We start from the raw sequence: 17714 nt of genomic DNA, 5'->3' as shown, positions 1-17714 counted from the left end.
TTGCTGTCTACGTTGTTAACCCCGCTTATACAAGTCAAATTGGTAAGATGAAATATATGAAGCGACTCGGTGTGTCCATTCACATGGCAGCCGCTTATGTCATTGCCCGTCGGGCGATGGGTTTTAAAGAAATACTCCCACCAATGTTGAATTCACTTGTTCCAGAGCAGAAACAAGGTCTACACCATTGGGCGCAATGGGCGTATATGACGCGTACCCTGTCTTTTGTTAGAACCCATGCGTTCTACCAGACGGAACGATTCGACCAAAGCAAGTTGTGTTCCTGGAACGCACTATTTCCCCGGCATGCTTTAACAGATGTTGAGAAAATAGGTTTGCGGCGGTTGGAAAGTAGAAAAACCTATGCTTAGTTGAATGAGCATGGGTCGCCTTTAGGTGTCCTTACGGAATCCCCTTCCTCTAACATTCGTTAGAATGTTAGGTGGGGGTAGTTCAATAGTGAGCGCGGTCAATTTAAAATCGATGGCATAATGGCTTTAGATAACAACTAAATCAGTATCACTTTTGAAAAAATCTGACACAGGTAATTATTCTACTAAAGCTAATACGAACATTTTAGAAACCATAATCACGCAAGTTATGCCTATACATCAGCCTGATCCGAAAAGTAGCATAACAACAAATAACATAAGCCAGGAGGTTTAAAAAGATGAAACAAACAGGGACCTATACTTTTTCTGTGGGAAAATGGGGGCAGGAAAATCAACTAAATCAAAACAAATAGCAATAGATAAACATGCCGTACTGTTATCTGAGGATGAATGGCTTTCTGCTCTTTATCCCAATCAAATCAACTCATTTGAAGACTTCCTGAAATTTTCGGCACAAATCAAACCCTTGGTGAGAAAGCACGTCCAAAATATATTAAGTGTCGGTACAAATGTCGTGATGGATTTTCCTGCTAACACTAAAAAGCAGCGTAAGTGGTTTTTAGATATGGTATTCGAAGTTAAGGGTAGTCATCAATTGATTTATCTGAATCTTACTAATGAGCAATGCTTATGTCAATTGGCACAAAGGCGTAACGAACAACCTGAAAGAGCAGATTTTGATACAGAAGCAATGTTTACTTATGTAACCAATTTTTTTGAATCACCAGAAGCATCAGAGGGAGTCAATATTTTAGAGCTTAACGGAAGAGAGTAATACAACATAAAAAAACTATATTATTATGAGAAAGATGAAAGGATGGTTTCGCTTGAATCTCAAATTAACCGGATTTAACGTCTTAACATTAGGCGTGATTGCTTTGATTAGTCCGTTTTATATCCTACTACAAAACTTTTCTTCACTGTTAGAATTATTGTTTTATGTAGTCCTTATTGTTTTTTACAGCTATACCATAAAACAAGCAAACATAGTTATTAATGAAACGGAGAAGAAACACGACATAGAACGCGCCGTCTCTTCGAAAATCTGTGTATGGGCAGCTGCCATATTTCTTATGTTTATTTTTTTGTCTAACTACGTGTTATAACGTCCAGCATGCTAAAATGATTGATCGAATCATTGAAATGAAAGACTAGTCACACGCATCGTTAAAAGTGCATTTTTAAAGTGAAAGCCCAGACTTAAGCAATAGGTCTGGGCTTCTACTTTTCATATTCACACGTATTTTTTAACCTCATAATGTAATTCCACAAACTTATTAAAGTTTCTAACTCCCTTTAATTCAAGGTCAACCGATACATCTTGCTTTTTAAACAAAGGAATACCCTTACCCAATAATGTTGGGGCAACAGTCACAATGATCTCATCTATTAGTTTTGCTTGCAAAAAGGATTGAACTAAGTCGCCACCACCAACTAGCCAAATATTTTTACCGTCTTTATTTTTCAGCTGATGCACGCAAGACTCTATGTCCTTGTTCATAAAGCTTACATTGTCCGTGTCTTCAACCATAGACCTGGTAAAGACATACGTCGCGTTTCCCTTGTAGGGAAACGCCTCTAAATCTTGGCGCATCACCCAATCGTACGTTTTCTTTCCCATCAATACGGTATCGACAGTGTCATAAAACTCGGAGAAACCATTATCACCTTCGCCTTCAACACGCTCAAGCCAATCGAGTGATTCCTTTTCCGTGGCAATATAACCATCTAGGCTGGACGCGATAAAAAGAATAACCTTGCGTTTTATTGGCATATTAACACCTCCTATTGTACAAATAAAACCAGCACGGATGACTCATCGGGGCATCCATGCTGGTTTTTGATGACTTATAATTTCTTCACAATGGAAGACTTTAAATAAATACTACCGAATTTATCCACTTTCCCGTCAATATCATGACCATTGTGTGGCTCATCTAAGATTCTGATCCCTTTCGCTTTTGTGCCGCGTTTAATCGTATCTTTACCTAACTTAACATCGGTAATAAGGGTGACATCATCCCCGGTTGAAAGGACATTACCGACTGCATCTTTAATTTCTTCTTCTTTTAGAGATTCATCGGTCCATACGTGACCACATTCTGGACAATTATAAGCCACGCCATCATCATAACCATACTCACTACCACAACTTGGACATTCGTGCATAATACCCCACCTATCTATTATTATAGCGTTATTATACACGTAATCAGGGGATTGGACAATGTCAGCACATAATCATCATTCTTGAATGAATGACTTGCATGATAATGCAGTGAGTCGTATAGTATAAGGAAAAGAAAAAATAAAAGGGGAGAAGCACCATGGATAAACACGTCGATGATGAGGTCCTTATTCAAATCATCAAAACCCAACACAGCATTCTTAATTTACTTAATCATACGTTAAATGATACCGTCACGCACCAACGATCACTACCGAAACAAGAACAAAATTCTGACCTGATTAACTTAGCCGAACAAACTCGCCTGGTTATCGCGAGAAAGCCAAAACTAAAAGCGGCCTACAAAAAGTTAACAAACGACCCCCGCTTTGACTTTGATGGTTATTTAGAATGATAGAAGAGCGTTCAGACAGATTCATTCAACCCGTTGAGGTCATCAACACGTTACCAATAACGACGATACACGAATTATACGACCTACAAACACAAAGCTATACGGTTGAAAAAGTGTTACTCAATATTGACACTTTCCCGCCACTACTTGAAACTTCTTGCGCCTTCGCACAAGCTGATGATGCGATACTTATGTGCATAGAAAAAGGGAGCATCCGTGGTTTTTTACAGTACGAAGTAGCAAAAGATCGGCTAATAATCAATAAACTCGTTGTTCATCCGGATTATTTTAGAACGGGCGTTGCTAGTGACTTACTTCAGGCACTTATTGACCTTAAAGGAGATAAGTCAATCCAAGTCGAAACAGCCCAAGAAAACACCCCAGCGATGACGCTATACCAAAAGCATGACTTGACAGACATCACACCATTAAAAGTCGCTGAAGGCCTTCAGCTTGTCAAACTCGTGATGACATGAAAATATACAGCTATCTATAAGGGAGATTACATAACGATGCAGGTACTTTTAGATTTATTTATAACCTTTGCGAAAATCGGGGCCATAACGTTTGGTGGCGGCTATGCGATGTTACCGATTTTACAACGCGAAGTCGTTGAAAAGAAACAATGGGCGACAAATGAAGATGTGATGGATTATTACGCCATCGGCCAAACGACGCCCGGCATAATTGCGATTAACACCGCTACCTTTATTGGTCAAAAAACAAAAGGCACTTTGGGAGGAGTTGCGGCAACACTTGGTGTCGTTTTCCCGTCGCTGATTATTATTAGTATCATCGCCTATTTCTTAAATGCAGTAAGCGATTCTGCGCTGTTAAGTTCAGCATTTAGTGGGATCAGAGTGAGTGTGTATATTTTGATTTTACAAGCTGTATTAAAATTATGGAAAAAGGCCGTAATTGATAAAGTAGGTCTGATCATCTTTACGATTGTCTTTTTACTCGCGGTGTTCACGTCTTATTCACCCGTCTATTTTGTCATCTTTGCCGGTGTTCTTGGTGTGGTTAGTTTCCGCTTCTTAAATAAGGCGGTGAAATAATGTTACTGACGTTATACATTGAATTTTTTAAAACCGGACTTTTCGCGGTAGGCGGTGGTCTCGCGACATTACCGTTTTTGTACGATTTATCTGATCGCTACGGCTGGTTTAGTTATGAACAGCTCGCTGACATGATAGCTGTTTCTGAATCAACACCTGGAGCGATTGGGGTCAATATGGCGACGTATGCAGGATTTTCTACCGCCGGTGTACCTGGAGCGATTATTGCTACACTTGGCCTTGTAAGCCCGTCCATTATCATCATAATTATTCTCGCCCATGTACTCGAGCGCTTTAAGCAATCCACACTCGTTCAAGGGGCGTTTTACGGCTTAAGACCCGCTTCAACCGCTCTGATTGCGGCCGCTGGTTTTAATTTTATGTATCATGATCTTATAAATACCTCGGTGTATAGTGGACTACAATCACTAATGGACGTCATTAACATCAAAGCGTTGATTTTCAGTGTAGTGTTATACGTCATCATGCAGCATCGTTTATTTAAACATTTACACCCGGTCGTCTTTATCGCCTTTAGTGCCATCATCGGCATTCTATTTTCATTCTAATATGATAGAAAAGAGCACTTATTCTTCATCCGGAATAAGTGCTCTATCTTTCCAAATATTCTTGGCCAATACTTTTTTGACTGAAACAATGGACCGAGTGAAAATTCGTCCCAAAGTCACTTTTACACATCTCTTTTTCAGGGAACAGTATACTATACTAAGCTTTTAAACAGAAAGGATGATCTTGATGATGAAACGGTTGTTTTTTATATTACTCGCAAGTCTTCTCATGTTGTTTGCTTGTAATAGCGAGGATACAACAGATGAAGGTCAACAGGGGACGGAAGACCCGCCAGTAGAAACACCAGATGACGACTCAGATGAGCCAGTAGACGATGGTGAGGATGACAGTGACCCATCAGATGAAGGGGAAGATGATCAAGGCGAGGATGACACCACGACGTTACCAGAGCTACCCGCAACAAAGACAGAAACGATGATGATTGAAGGTATGGAAGAGGAGATGACACTTAACCTCCTTCAAGATGAAGAGGCTGATTTCTCCGTCTATATTCCTGATGATATGCAAGGAGCATTTAACGATGGTGACTTAGATGTCTACACGAATTTCGGTGGCACTTTAAATGAAGATGCAAGGTTGTTTATCTACGAAGAAACGGAAGCAGATGTGCTAGTCACACTCGAAAGTAATGGCTTCACAACAGAAGCGGCAGATACGATGGCCTTTGACTTTACCGATACCGAACAAACGCTTGTAAAAGACGGTTTCAGTGGTCGGATTGGCAGTTTTACACATCAAGACGATGATTATACCATCGGTTATTACTATCCATCAGAATTTGGGGATGGCTTTAGTGCCCGCTTACCACTCATAGTGGATTCACTTGTGTGGCATGATTCATGATTTAAGGTAAACATTATAAAAAGAGGGGATGCTTTTATAAGCACATCCTCTTTTTTTCTTGTCTATCATTGTAAATAACAGTAATGTAAATTATAATTATAAAGAGGGATATTTTAGTCTTTCATTTGAAATATTTAAACCAATTTACCAAACATATACTGAAGGGATGAAGGTGATACTCTGTTGAAAAAGATAGATGCAATACATTTATTTCTACTTAATATTTTATAGAGGGAGAGAGATTATGGCATTCACTGAATCGATAGATCCTTTTTTAATGCAGTTATTTATTGTTCCACTAATCGTTATCGGCTTAGGTCTTTTAGCAGCTATTTTTACTAAAAAGGTATGGGTTGCCCCTTTGATCACATTGCTATTAAATCTTATCTATGAAACTTGGTATAGTAAGTATTATTATCCGGAGAGCGAACTTATTTTGACATCATGGAATATCATCTTTCCAGCGATGTCCTTGTTCATTGCTTGGGGACTTGTTTACACCTTAAAATTGAATCAACACACCAAAGACTCGTCTGACTATTAAGTAGGGGACGACGTTTTGCAGCCTGAATTAAAAATTATAACATCAGTTCGGTATAAATAGCTCAATCATTGATGATTGAATAATATTCTTCTTGGATATTTTGTAAATCTAATTTCCAATCACCATTAATTTTTTTTAAATCAAATGTCGTGACAGGTTTATAGTCATCACCATAATTAAATTCGACTTCTATAGATGCCTTTTCGTTTGATGAATTTACCGATTCTTCTAAGAAATCAAAGTCTATATAAGTTGGTGCATTTGTATCGATTGATTCTTCTTTAAGCGTTTGTAAAAATGCATCATCTAAATTTGTATCATCTACATAGTTAATAGCTTTTTCAAATGAATAGGGTCTTTGTTGAACTTCAGAAAGGTATGCCTCTAATGCCTGTTGCGGCATTGTGAAATTTCCTTTTTCTCGCATATTCCAAACAAAGACACTGATAAGTAAAAGGGTAAGCGATACGGCTAACATTAATAGTTTGTTTTTTCTCAATACATACATCTCCTTTTAGATTTTACATATTTGTGGTAAAACATGCCGTTTTTATTGTATTACATTTAGGTAAAGAATTAGAATGAATGTTTAAAATTTTTAGATTATTATAGTTATTCGATTAGAATATATACACGCACATGCTTAAACCAATCATTTAAAAAGGTTTATGACCTTCTTTATAAATAATAGTCATATCATTGATCCTGTCAAAAAACATATGACAGCCTTTGAAGCGGTCTATTACGTACCGAGAAGTGACACGCATGGTAATGTATCAAAAACGCAAAGGGGTAAATCAAGATGTTTATAAAAGAAACAATTAAAGTGGCCTTAAAAGGCAGAAGCATAGAATTGTTCATTTTTATTGCCAGTTTAATTATCCAGTTATATCTTGCGAATACGCAACTACATTATTGGTCATCGCTCACATCGATTGCCTTTATGTTGTTATGCTCCATATTGTTCCGATATATCATTGCTAATGAGCGTTTTTTTCATAATGACCACCCTAAATTAACCTATGATAATGTGGTCGATTACGTATTCAGTAAAAACATTTGTACCGTTGTCTTCGTTTTTACTACCTTTATGTTTGTCATTCAAATGACACGTTACTTTAATAACACTGGTTTTAATTTTCAAAACTATGACCACATCTTGGTTTATTGTTTAATGGTGTTAGGGTCAGAAAATCTACTCTATGGCATTTACCGCAGGCCGGTCCCTATCCATAATCGTGACGATAAAGAAGAGAAGTTGACAGATGAGATGATTGATTGGCAGACAATTAAAATCCAATTACCTTCGTTTGTTATGCTTGGTCTTTATTGCCTGGCTTTTTTCGTCTATGACTTTTCCCCTCATCTATTGACCGCGATGATGTATTATATTATAGGTGTGTTTATCTTTATCTATTCTCTGAGATCCGTTCACGTGTAACAGTACTTTATGAGCTGATTGCGTTTTAAACATTGGTCGTCACTTTTATTGCGTCAGACAGAATAGAGTTATTTTATGACACATTTAAGGAGGAAAACTATATGTCAGCTATCTTCATTTACGTTACTTTTGTCTTAGGCCTAGTTATGTTACTACTAGGATTTGCGACAAAGAAGCAGTGGTTGAAATTGCTATCAATTATTCCATTTTCCATATTTTTATATTCGCTTATCCGACTTCTTATATTTTTATTTCTTTAACGCAGGTAAGCAATTTTCCCGAAATTCTCTTCAATACTGTCTTTAACTGTATGTGTAATTTAAAATGAACCACTTTAGCCGAAAATAACCCTAAAAATCCGTTCAAGAGTATGACACCACGTAAATGTGTAGAAGTTTAAGCAATCCTCTTCATATTTATTTTTTAGCATCTACTTATTTTAGTGTGAGAAGAAAGAGCTCTTTACACTTCAATACAATCATATCCAAATTATTCATTCACTTGTTTCTTTTTATATTGATCAATCACACCATAGATCACAACACCTAACATACTTGAGATAAAGATAAGCCTATTACCAATTGACATATCTCCGAATATAATCAAAACGACCTGCGCTAGACCATAAAAAAGTTGGGCATAAAGCAAGCGCCTAACAGAAGCGGGCTCACCAAGGTCGGTGACACTTTCCTTGTCTTTATCTATCAGAATATAGATGAAATAGACGAGTAAACTGATGTAATAGAAAAGGGCGAGTGGTTCAATGGCTAATCGATTAATGTCAAGATTAAGTGGCGTTAATAGACTGATGACGACAGTCATAGCTGTAACCATCAATGCAAGATAAATATTTCTCTGTCCGTTTTTATTTAAACGGACATTAACCAACAACATCAAAATAACGAGCATCAGATAGACACTGCTTTTGGTTGTATAGGTTAGGTATCCCGAAAGTCCAATCACACTCAAGAAATCAATCACTGAAAGAGGCTTTCCGGTAATCTGATTGATTGCCCGCATTAGTAGAATCATCAGAAAGATCAGCTAAACTGATATGGAAGGGGAAGAGTAATTGTAGGATCATATAAATCCCTACCGCCACAAAAGCGGCGTACTCACGCCGACAATCAATTTCTCTGACTAATGCCCAGGAGACAAATAAACTTCCAGCTGCCACAGCACTTTGCGCTATATCTGTCGTTAATATGTAACAAATAATGCCATAGATGAGCGACAAACTTAAAATAATTTGATTCGTTCGATAAGTGAGACTCACTTTTCTTCCTAAGGTAAACATCACGGACCCACTCCTTTCGATTATTTATCTTCTATGCTCATGAATCCTTTTAACCAAAGAAAATAAAAGCGACGGATCTAGGTTGATTCGCCGCTTATGGTTTTACCTTTTAGCTTTAGTCACGTTCAACAAGCATAGAAATCCCAATACCCCCGCCAACACAAAGACCAGCAATACCGGTTTTTGCTTCACGTTTGGTTAATTCATGCAGCAAGGTGACTAAAATACGGGCACCACTTGCGCCAATCGGGTGGCCTAAAGCAATCGCGCCACCGTTGACGTTCACACGCTCAGAATCAATCCCTAAGTCTCTAACGACTGGAATACTTTGCGCGGCAAACGCTTCATTCAATTCAAATAAATCAACGGTGTTTAAATCAATGTTGCTTTCTCAGCTAACTTTTTCGTTGAGTAATAAGGCGTATAGCCCATGAATTGCGGATCCATTCCAATTTCAGCATCCGCTTTAATTTCAACTAAGTAAGGAATGCCTAAATCTTTTGCTTTTTGTTTACTCATTAAGACCAAGCTTGCGGCGCCGTCATTAATACCAGACGCATTACCTGCTGTCACCGTCCCGTTTTCTTTAAACGGCGTTTTTAGTTTGGTTAAATCGTCAAGCGTCACTTGTGGACGCGGGTACTCATCTTGTGTAACGTGCATCACTTCGCCAGCATCATTCTTCACAGGGACGGGGACAATTTCGTCATCAAACTGACCACTTGTTTGAGCATGTTTTGCTTTCATCTGTGAAGAGAGAGCAAACGCGTCTTGTTCTTCTCGGGTCACATGATATTTTTCGGCAACATTTTCAGCGGTAATGCCCATATGGACCGAACTAAAGGCATCGGTTAAACCGTCATGAATCATCACGTCGACCGGTTTCTTACCTTCGGTTGTTTTATCCCAGCGATACTGATGAATCAGATGGGGGGTCATACTCATATTTTCTGTTCCACCGACGACAACGATATCCGCTTCGCCGAGTTGAATTTGTTGCTTACCTAAAATCACAGACTTTAAACCTGACCCGCATACTTCGTTAATCGTCATCGCGGGAACTTCATAGGGAATACCCGCATCAATCGCGATTTGCCGGGCAACGTTTTGACCCGTTCCTGCTTGTAAGACGTTACCAAAAATCACGGTATCGACTGATCAGGCGTTAAAGTAGCGCGTGTTAACGCTTCTTTTACCGTAATGGTACCAAGTGTACGTGCTGATGTATCTTTAAAGCTGCCACCGAACTTACCAATCGGGGTTCTAACGGCACTGACAATGACGACGTCATTCATCAATCATCACTTCCTTATTAATAATTTAGTCATACTAAATGACAAACTAAAGAGGAATTTGCTATAGTAGGACTACATTAGTATAACAAATTGTGAAATTAATCTACATGATTTTGATCAAAAAATGTTATAGTAGGTATTGGGGATTGGTGTTAAACAAGACACCACAAGATGAAAAACAACGAATAGAGAAGAAAAGAGGGTGTAAAACATATGAATATAGGGATTGATAAAATTGGTTTCTTTGCCCCACATCTGTATGTGGAAACAAAGGACTTAGCTGTTAAACGCGGGGTAGAACCAGAAAAATTCACGATTGGCATTGGCCAAGAAAAAATGGCCGTCGCACCAACTTCTCAAGATGCGGTGACACTTGCAGCCAATGCTGCTTTGTCTATCTTAACTGAGGAAGATAAACAAGCGATTGATTACGTTATTTTCGCGACAGAATCAGGTGTCGATCACTCAAAAGCGGCATCCACATACATTCATAACTTATTAGGATTACCATCTTATACACGCGCCGTAGAAATGAAACAAGCCTGCTACAGCGCTACGGCAGGACTCCAAGCCGCACGCGGACATATTGCACTAAACCCAGACAGTAAAGTGCTCGTTCTTGCCAGTGATATTTCTCGTTACGGATTAAACACCGCCGGTGAAATCACACAAGGTGCCGGGGCTGTTGCCTTTGTTGTCGCAAAAGAGCCGAAGATTCTTTCGATCGAACCAACGAGTGTCTATAAGACAGAAGAAGCGATGGACTTTTGGCGTCCGCTGTATTCTGAGACCGCTTTTGTCCAAGGGAAATTCTCAGTGGATCAATATATTAACTTCTTCTTAGATTTATTAGAGCGTTATAACGAGAAAACTAACCGCTCATTAAAAGACTTTGATGCGTTACTGTTCCACTTACCGTATACAAAAATGGGCTTAAAAGCACTCAGAAAGTCTGTTGAAGCGGCAGAGTTAGAAGACCAAGAACGGTTACTCAATGGTTTTGACATTAGTAAATATTATAACGCGATTGTCGGAAATATTTACACAGGCTCACTGTACTTATCGCTCGTATCCCTCCTTGAAAATAGTCAAACACTAGAAGCGGGTGACCGAATTGGTCTCTTTAGCTATGGATCAGGTTCTGTAGGGGAGTTCTTTACCGGTGTTTTAGTACCTGGTTATGAACAATACTTAAATACTGACCATCATACAGCCATGTTAAAGAACCGTACGGCACTTACCGTTGAAGAATATGAACAAATTTTTGAAGAAAAGCTCCCAGTCGGTGAGAAAGATTATACGGTTGATACAACGAAAGATCCCGCACCTTTTGTCTTTACAGGTGTGACGGAACACATGCGTCAATATAAACGTCAAGCGTAATATTTAAAGTCCAGAGGTGAGTCCTCTGATTTTTGCCTTTCAAGGTGACGGTATTCGAAACATTAACCATCATGATTAATGTTTCCGTGTTGATTGTCGCAGACACTGCCTTAAACAACGCAAAAAAATAATCCGCCTATGAGTTGAGGTCTCGGCGGATTATTCCATCGCAGTACTGTCCCCCCTTGAAGGGAGTAAGTCTATAAGGCTGTTAGTGTTGACGCACTAGTAGCTTTTTTACATTGTACAAATAAGTACAATTTATACATAGTATTGCGTTCTATAACGAAATGATATCTAACGTTTAAAACAAAAGCAAATAGTTTTGTGTGTAAACTTGTCGCTTAAAAAGTCAACCATCGGTCTTCTTTGAAAAATCGGATAAATAGACATTTTATGTTATAAAAGGAAAGAGACTCATGTATAATGGGGGTAACATCATGCGCACTTACATAAAAGCAAGAGAGAAACTGTGAAACAACGCTTTGCTATTGAAAGAATAAAACATGATAAAAGTGAGGTGAAACATGTGCAAACAAAGACGAAACAATCAATTGTTATGATTGTTACCATTACCTTAAGTTACATTGTATCAAGCGTCATCAAAGCGGTCTTAAACTTTGATTACACGCCGTTTCGTGATGGTCTTGGTATCAAGCTTTTGTTAGATTTCGGTTTATACGTCCTCGTTTTTACCGTAATTTATTATTTTACGTCTCGATTGCTATGTAAAAGAGGGTAGTAAATCAATGACACTAAAGTTTAAAAGACAGATTGGTTCATTTTCACCTATTAACATAAAATAGTCAGGAACATTATCGCTAAAGTAGCTGAAAATGAAACGGTTTACGTGAATATTCCGGAACAAGACACTTCATTAAAAGTTAGCCAATTTGGACTGAAAAGTAGGGAAGTGAAAGTAAACAACCATGGCACACTCGAAATAACGGCAACACGTTGGTATACAGTAAAAATAATTTCGGCTATACTTTTATTCATTTTAGGTGCTATAGAAAAATCGTTTATTTCACTCCTCAGCTATCGTTTGATTCTAATAATCATAGACATATTTGTTTTTCATAGTTTTAAGATCGATGTTATTGATCACTCTTAAATGAGTAGCTATGCTTTACCGTAAAATATTTAAATACATTTGAAAGTTTGGAGGTTAATCATGCAACATAAAATAGATCTATTGAGCGATGAAAACGCTAAAGATATTGCTGATAATTGGAAGTATCCAGACCCGTATTCATTTTATAATATGACAGAAGATCCTGAAGATTATGAAGAAATGACAACACCATCATTAAGAGCGGACAATTATTTTCAAGTGCTAAATGATAATGAACTGTTTGGCTTTTTCACTTTATCCTTGACTGAAAGTATTGTTGAAATAGGTATCGGAATTAAACCTGAGTACACAGGTAAAGGTCTTGGCGAAGAATTTATTAAAATCATAATCGAATTCATAAAAGATAATTACAATATCTCAACAATACGATTAGGTGTAGCAGAATTTAATACTAGAGCACAAAAAGTATACGATAGATTAGGTTTTTCAAAAACGAAGAAGTACTCTCAAAAGACTAATAACGCAGTATATACATTCATTGAAATGGAGCTCAGCCTATAAAGTTGCAGGAAGTGAGAGTAAATACAAATATTAAATAATAAATAGATATTAACTCTTAATCTTGGTGCGAGTGTCATCAATTTTATTAGGGATGATTATTTTTAGCTATATTATTACTGAAGACTATCGACTTGCAGGTAATATTTTTTTAATTTTTTTATTGATCATCAGCATTTTTTTTCTTGATAGTTTTAAAATTGACGTTGTGCGTGGTAATTCATGCGACTAGTTTTATTAAGCTTTAGTTAGGGAGGTTTTGGTACCGGAGAGCAATCTGGTTGGCGATCCAGAGCCATTACTTTCCTGAGGATTCAATGATCAGATATTACGGGGAAAGCTGACAATGAATCCATCCTAGGGAAGAAGGCAAACTAGGCAAAGTAGTCTTAATCCCTTAACAACCAATCAAAATCGCCCATCTTCTCATCATTTTACTGAGTAGATGGGCGATTTTATACGTTATCGATGCCGCTTACCTAATGTGACAGATTGGATGGGACTGATGTCTTTATTAATCAATTGTTTAATCGTTGCGTCACTCATGTTCTCTTTATTTAGATAGATGGTATGTGAGCCATGTAAGGACTCATTTGCTCCTAATAACTTTGGATCAATTTCAACAATATCAATCGCATGATTATGGATAAAAGGTTGATAGTTAATTACCGCATATCGCTTTGAAAAGTGTTTATTGGTCACCGTGAATTCAAGATCGATAATGACATGTTCATCAGTAACTTCAACATCATACGCACTCTCTTTAAGTGGCTCTTGATTTGTATACCAAAAACTCACTATAGCAAGTCCCGCAATTAAAACATTGATCAGTAACGTCTTAACCCGCTTTTTTTCTTTCATCATGACTGATTCCGATATTCTTCAAGTAAGGCTTCCGCTTGGGTTAAGTTCATTGGTTGCGATCGTCTTAACTTACGACTAATGACATCAATCTCAACCCCAACGCCCCTGCGGTCATTGCCAGAGATTTCGCTTGGAGCGCCATATGTCCGCGCTGAATCCCGTCTGTCACAAGCGCACGCAGAGCAGAGAAGTTTTGCGCAAGACCAACTGCACAAACAATACCCGCTAATGTCTTCGCATCAGGGTCACCTAAAATATGTTGAGTGAACTGTGCCCCTGGATGAATCGAAATCGAGCCGCCAACAGTACCAATCGCAAGTGGAATCGTGAGGGTTCCTACTAGGTAGCCATGTTCATCAACATAGTATTTCGATAACGATCGGTATTGACCCGACTGACTCGCATAGGCATGGATCCCAGCAGATGTTGCCCGGGTATCGTTACCGGTCGCAAGCACCGCAGCTTCTACCCCGTTCATGATCCCTTTGTTGTGGGTGACAGCCCGGTAAGGATCGACACTCGCAATTTGTGACGCTTCTACAATCCTGTCACGTACTTCGGTACCTTCTAAACCGCTACGTGACAGGAGGGAGGGGTCTAACCGAAATGACGCGGTCACAAGGGCTTCGGTCGCATAGTTTGATAAAATCCCCATTAAGGCAGTTCCACCGGTAATAATCTCGAGCGCATCTTTAATCGCTTCCGCCATCGTATTGACGATATTTGCCCCCATCGCTTCTTTTGTATCCACATATAAATGCACCACAAAAAATTCTGGTGTATGTTCTTCTGGATTACTTTCAATGATCCGTACGTCTATGTCTTTCACGCCACCGCCACGCTTCACAATCGATGGGTGAGCCGCATGAGCACGTTCCACTAAGTCATCATAATGTGCTAAGACTTTTTCTTTCATCGCTTCCGGGTCTTCGACATTCTTTAGAATGACCTGACCAATCATCCAACGTTTTTCTTGTGTTGTCGTAAATCCACCACCCGCACGCACCGTTTTAGCACCAAAACTTGCGGCCGCAATAACGGACGGTTCTTCTGTTGCCATCGGCACTAAATAGTCTTTGCTGTTAATTAAAAAGTTCATCCTAATCCTAAAGGCAATTGATAAGTACCTACGACATTTTCGACCATATGGTTACTGACACCTTCAGGAAGAGAGAAAGACTGTTTAAAGTTGCTGATATGCTCATGTTCAATAAATCCAGCACTCATTAAGCTTTCAATACGTTCATTAATCGATTTTTTATAAAATTTATCTAAAGGGGACGTCATAATATTACCTCCATTATGTAAGTTGTTAAATTTATAATCCAACTGGATTATAACACAATTATTCCACTATTATCGATGATCTTTTCGGTACTGTGACGGTGTCACATCATACACCTTACGAAATGTTTCGGTATAGTAGCTCAGTGAATTAAAACCTACACTATAAGCAATCTCTGTGACAGATAAATCATTTGTCAGCAACAGATCAAGACTCTTATATAGTCGGTAATGCTGCAGGTATTGAATTGGTGAACTGTGTAATTCTTCTCGAAAGATGTCACAGCTATGACTTCTTGAAATGTCTGCACTTTTTGAGATCAGATCAAGGTTTAGCTTATTTTGATAATTCAAGTGGATGTAAGTCAGCATCTGTTTTAATTGATCAATTGTTTTATTTGATCTGTCTGACTCTGCTTGAAGCGGCTCAACTAAGTCAATAAGAATAGACCACACGGATAACACAATCCGCATCATATCAAGTTCGACGGTCACAGATGTTTTATCTTTTAAACGATAGACTCGCATAATGAGTTGTAGCAATTGTGATTCTTTAACTTGTCCTGGCCTTAGGTGAACATAATCAGGCGCAGATTCATTTGTTACTTGTTCAATAACATCATATGTAAAAGGGAAGGAGGGACGTACCAATTCAGAATCAAAGATCATCGTCATATATGAGCACCTTGAACCCCCAGTTGAGGCTATGACATGCAGTCGCTCAGTATTGATAAATAAACCTTGACCTTTATTTAAGTGACACACAGCCCCATTTATATAGATAACCATCGCGCCATCCAGTATGTAGATAAATTCAACTTCTTGATGAAAATAACACGGTTGGTATGAATCTTTAGCGATTGACATGCTGTGGGATGATAACTGAAGGGGAAGTTGATAAAAGGTATGATTTATCTGTTCAAATCCATCAGCATTGACAGTTGATTTCAAGTTTTTTTGTTGCGTCATAAAGAACCTCCAAAATACGATTGTTATAGTAGTTACCGTGATGAGAGCATAATGTAGCTAGAAATATGTACAATAATGATAATAACATAAAGTAGCTAGTTATATGTAAATCAATTAAAAGCGTTCGTTTAGATGCTAATGGATTGATAAGATTAACTGGTATAAATACATAATCCACACACCAATAATAAAAGAATAGTGACAACACTGGCGAGAAAGTAGCCAAACAGTTATACGCATACTCATAAAGAAATGACCTTATCATTAATTCGGTTCAGCGGAAGGGAGCAGCGACTATTTAAAAATCAACAGCATGTTTATTTAATAAAACAATCTAGTTAACATAATATATATTATAGGAAGTTGTATTAAAAGAATAATCTCACATCTCATAAGTAAAGTATACTTGAGATAGTGAGACAAAATTAAAATTTTAAAGCTTTTTAAGACCTACAACAAAATCAGTTATATATATGAACTTTTAACTTCATCGCATACACATGCTGATCAGTCTTGTTTAATAAACACAAACATGTCATCTGATGAATGTTCTTTACTAAAACTAAAGTTTAAACCATTAAATCCTTTAATCTTTTCAACGTCATTTATCTGATTTTCAGCTAAAAATCTAACCATTTCACCACGCGCCATCTTGACTAATGTGCCTTTTTCTTTAACTTTATCATCTTTTAATTCACCAAATACACACGTAATAATTCGCGCTGATTCGTTATATTTCGTAATTGTTTGACTATATTCTTTAGAAGCTAAATTAATGATGGTATCTGTCTCACTAAACAACTGTTTTGCTAATTGATCAGACCAAAAATGATACACTGATTTATATGTATCGTCATGCAGTTTCGCTTGCATTTCAAGACGATATGGCTTCACACCATCAAATGGCCTTAAGATACCGTAAAAGCCTGACAGAATCCTTAAATGCTCTTGTAAGTAATCAAATTGTTGCTGCTCAAACACATCTGGCCCCATATGTTGATATTGAATACCTTCATACGATAAAATTGCGGGTGTCAAATTTGATTCTAAATCCATATGTTCAATTCGTTCATAATTTTCTGTCGATATTTTGTCACTAGCTTTCCAGATATTTTTCAACTCTTCATAACTAAGCGATTTTAAATACGTTAACAGCTCTTTCGTTTGATCTAAAAACTGCGGGTATTGTTCATATGTAAAGGCATCGGTATCTACTTTCATTTTCTTTGCTGGTGAAATAATTATTCGCATACTACTCCCCTTCCCTGTTTAATTCTTCTGTTTTTTAATAAATCATTCAATTCAACACAGCTCTAAAACTCGGTAACTCTTTGGTAACATTGTTACTCTGTTTCGGAATCATTCAATTCAACACAGCTCTAAAACAAACAACACACGTTTATCAGCATCATACCAGTTTCGGAATCATTCAAATCAACACAGCTCTAAAACAACAGAAAGTTGATAGGAAATCAAAGTTGTGTTTCGGAATCATTCAAATCAACACAGCTCTAAAACCACCGATACCGCTAGTAATC

The 17714-nt window shown here is 37.8% G+C and carries 21 protein-coding genes and 2 pseudogenes; 13 read left to right on the top strand and 10 right to left on the bottom strand.

The features are described 5' to 3' along the window. The 3 genes from JCM19043_RS17000 to JCM19043_RS14400 all read left to right on the top strand — a co-directional run. The coding region (locus tag JCM19043_RS17000; protein WP_062323561.1) for a hypothetical protein at positions 1–371 on the top strand (371 nt) is incomplete at its 5' end. 337 nt (positions 372–708) lie between these two features. Beyond that, entirely contained in the window at positions 709–1167 is a 459-nt protein-coding gene (locus tag JCM19043_RS14405; RefSeq protein WP_062323554.1) for an ATP-binding protein, read from the top strand. A 52-nt stretch (positions 1168–1219) separates the two neighbouring features. Then, positions 1220–1498 (top strand): hypothetical protein, encoded by a 279-nt coding sequence (locus JCM19043_RS14400; RefSeq protein WP_062323553.1) that lies wholly within the window; start codon positions 1220–1222, stop codon positions 1496–1498. Positions 1499–1626: 128 nt separating this feature from the next. Here the strand turns inward: JCM19043_RS14400 and JCM19043_RS14395 are convergent, their stop codons facing one another. Continuing rightward, positions 1627–2166, bottom strand: a complete 540-nt coding sequence (locus tag JCM19043_RS14395) for a dihydrofolate reductase family protein (RefSeq protein ID WP_062323552.1) — start codon at positions 2164–2166, stop codon at positions 1627–1629. A 74-nt stretch (positions 2167–2240) separates the two neighbouring features. Then, positions 2241–2561 (bottom strand): zinc ribbon domain-containing protein YjdM, encoded by a 321-nt coding sequence (locus JCM19043_RS14390; protein WP_062323551.1) that lies wholly within the window; start codon positions 2559–2561, stop codon positions 2241–2243. A 158-nt stretch (positions 2562–2719) separates the two neighbouring features. Here JCM19043_RS14390 and JCM19043_RS14385 point away from each other — a divergent pair, with 158 nt between their 5' ends. From JCM19043_RS14385 to JCM19043_RS14360, 6 genes are all read left to right on the top strand, one after another. Continuing rightward, positions 2720–2974 carry a hypothetical protein gene (locus JCM19043_RS14385; protein ID WP_062323550.1) on the top strand — a complete coding sequence of 85 codons (255 nt, stop codon included), beginning with the start codon at positions 2720–2722 and terminating at the stop codon, positions 2972–2974. Beyond that, positions 2971–3450, top strand: coding sequence for an N-acetyltransferase (locus tag JCM19043_RS14380; protein WP_062323549.1), 480 nt, complete (start codon positions 2971–2973; stop codon positions 3448–3450). The genes JCM19043_RS14385 and JCM19043_RS14380 overlap by 4 nt, the downstream gene beginning before the upstream one ends. Positions 3451–3486: 36 nt before the next feature. Beyond that, positions 3487–4032 (top strand): chromate transporter, encoded by a 546-nt coding sequence (locus tag JCM19043_RS14375; protein ID WP_062323547.1) that lies wholly within the window; start codon positions 3487–3489, stop codon positions 4030–4032. After that, positions 4032–4601, top strand: coding sequence for a chromate transporter (locus tag JCM19043_RS14370; RefSeq protein ID WP_062323545.1), 570 nt, complete (start codon positions 4032–4034; stop codon positions 4599–4601). Before JCM19043_RS14375 ends, JCM19043_RS14370 begins: the two co-directional genes overlap by 1 nt. Positions 4602–4791: 190 nt before the next feature. Further along, entirely contained in the window at positions 4792–5466 is a 675-nt protein-coding gene (locus JCM19043_RS14365) for a hypothetical protein (protein WP_143103159.1), read from the top strand. 244 nt (positions 5467–5710) lie between these two features. After that, the gene (locus JCM19043_RS14360; protein WP_062323540.1) at positions 5711–6010 is read left to right on the top strand and encodes a hypothetical protein; all 300 of its coding nucleotides are present in this window, start codon (positions 5711–5713) and stop codon (positions 6008–6010) included. A 61-nt stretch (positions 6011–6071) separates the two neighbouring features. Here JCM19043_RS14360 and JCM19043_RS14355 read toward each other — a convergent pair whose 3' ends face one another. Continuing rightward, positions 6072–6509 carry a hypothetical protein gene (locus JCM19043_RS14355; RefSeq protein WP_062323538.1) on the bottom strand — a complete coding sequence of 146 codons (438 nt, stop codon included), beginning with the start codon at positions 6507–6509 and terminating at the stop codon, positions 6072–6074. 303 nt (positions 6510–6812) lie between these two features. Here JCM19043_RS14355 and JCM19043_RS14350 point away from each other — a divergent pair, with 303 nt between their 5' ends. Then, positions 6813–7451, top strand: a complete 639-nt coding sequence (locus JCM19043_RS14350; RefSeq protein ID WP_062323536.1) for a hypothetical protein — start codon at positions 6813–6815, stop codon at positions 7449–7451. Between the two features lie 489 nt (positions 7452–7940). Here JCM19043_RS14350 and JCM19043_RS14345 read toward each other — a convergent pair whose 3' ends face one another. The 3 genes and pseudogenes from JCM19043_RS14345 to JCM19043_RS14335 all read right to left on the bottom strand — a co-directional run bounded on the left by JCM19043_RS14345 (position 7941) and on the right by JCM19043_RS14335 (position 10043). Further along, a complete protein-coding gene (locus JCM19043_RS14345) occupies positions 7941–8471 on the bottom strand; it encodes a hypothetical protein (protein ID WP_156321436.1) in 531 nt (176 codons plus the stop codon). After that, positions 8425–8748 (bottom strand): hypothetical protein, encoded by a 324-nt coding sequence (locus JCM19043_RS14340; protein ID WP_062323531.1) that lies wholly within the window; start codon positions 8746–8748, stop codon positions 8425–8427. The genes JCM19043_RS14345 and JCM19043_RS14340 overlap by 47 nt, the downstream gene beginning before the upstream one ends. A 115-nt stretch (positions 8749–8863) precedes the next feature. Continuing rightward, positions 8864–10043: pseudogene (locus JCM19043_RS14335) on the bottom strand (acetyl-CoA C-acetyltransferase). A 213-nt stretch (positions 10044–10256) separates the two neighbouring features. Between JCM19043_RS14335 and JCM19043_RS14330 the strand changes: the two are divergent. From JCM19043_RS14330 to JCM19043_RS14320, 3 genes are all read left to right on the top strand, one after another. Further along, a complete protein-coding gene (locus JCM19043_RS14330; RefSeq protein ID WP_062323529.1) occupies positions 10257–11426 on the top strand; it encodes a hydroxymethylglutaryl-CoA synthase in 1170 nt (389 codons plus the stop codon). 472 nt (positions 11427–11898) lie between these two features. Beyond that, positions 11899–12168, top strand: a complete 270-nt coding sequence (locus tag JCM19043_RS14325; protein ID WP_062323528.1) for a hypothetical protein — start codon at positions 11899–11901, stop codon at positions 12166–12168. A gap of 432 nt (positions 12169–12600) precedes the next feature. Continuing rightward, positions 12601–13062 carry a GNAT family N-acetyltransferase gene (locus JCM19043_RS14320; protein ID WP_062323527.1) on the top strand — a complete coding sequence of 154 codons (462 nt, stop codon included), beginning with the start codon at positions 12601–12603 and terminating at the stop codon, positions 13060–13062. Between the two features lie 459 nt (positions 13063–13521). Here the strand turns inward: JCM19043_RS14320 and JCM19043_RS14315 are convergent, their stop codons facing one another. The 4 genes and pseudogenes from JCM19043_RS14315 to yaaA all read right to left on the bottom strand — a co-directional run bounded on the left by JCM19043_RS14315 (position 13522) and on the right by yaaA (position 17427). Beyond that, positions 13522–13923 carry a hypothetical protein gene (locus JCM19043_RS14315; protein WP_143103158.1) on the bottom strand — a complete coding sequence of 134 codons (402 nt, stop codon included), beginning with the start codon at positions 13921–13923 and terminating at the stop codon, positions 13522–13524. After that, a pseudogene (locus tag JCM19043_RS14310) lies at positions 13920–15210 on the bottom strand (hydroxymethylglutaryl-CoA reductase, degradative). Before JCM19043_RS14310 ends, JCM19043_RS14315 begins: the two are co-directional and overlap by 4 nt. Before the next feature lie 69 nt (positions 15211–15279). Beyond that, positions 15280–16176, bottom strand: a complete 897-nt coding sequence (locus JCM19043_RS14305; RefSeq protein WP_062323521.1) for an AraC family transcriptional regulator — start codon at positions 16174–16176, stop codon at positions 15280–15282. A 507-nt stretch (positions 16177–16683) separates the two neighbouring features. Next, positions 16684–17427 (bottom strand): peroxide stress protein YaaA, encoded by a 744-nt coding sequence (yaaA, locus tag JCM19043_RS14300; RefSeq protein WP_062323519.1) that lies wholly within the window; start codon positions 17425–17427, stop codon positions 16684–16686. Between the last annotated feature and the right edge of the window lie 287 nt (positions 17428–17714).

Origin of the sequence: Halolactibacillus sp. JCM 19043, assembly GCF_001310395.1 — a bacterium.
Lineage (GTDB): Bacteria > Bacillota > Bacilli > Bacillales > Amphibacillaceae > Halolactibacillus > Halolactibacillus miurensis.
The sequence above is the reverse complement of the archived record's forward strand: the minus strand, read 5'-3'. Positions and strand labels throughout refer to the sequence as shown.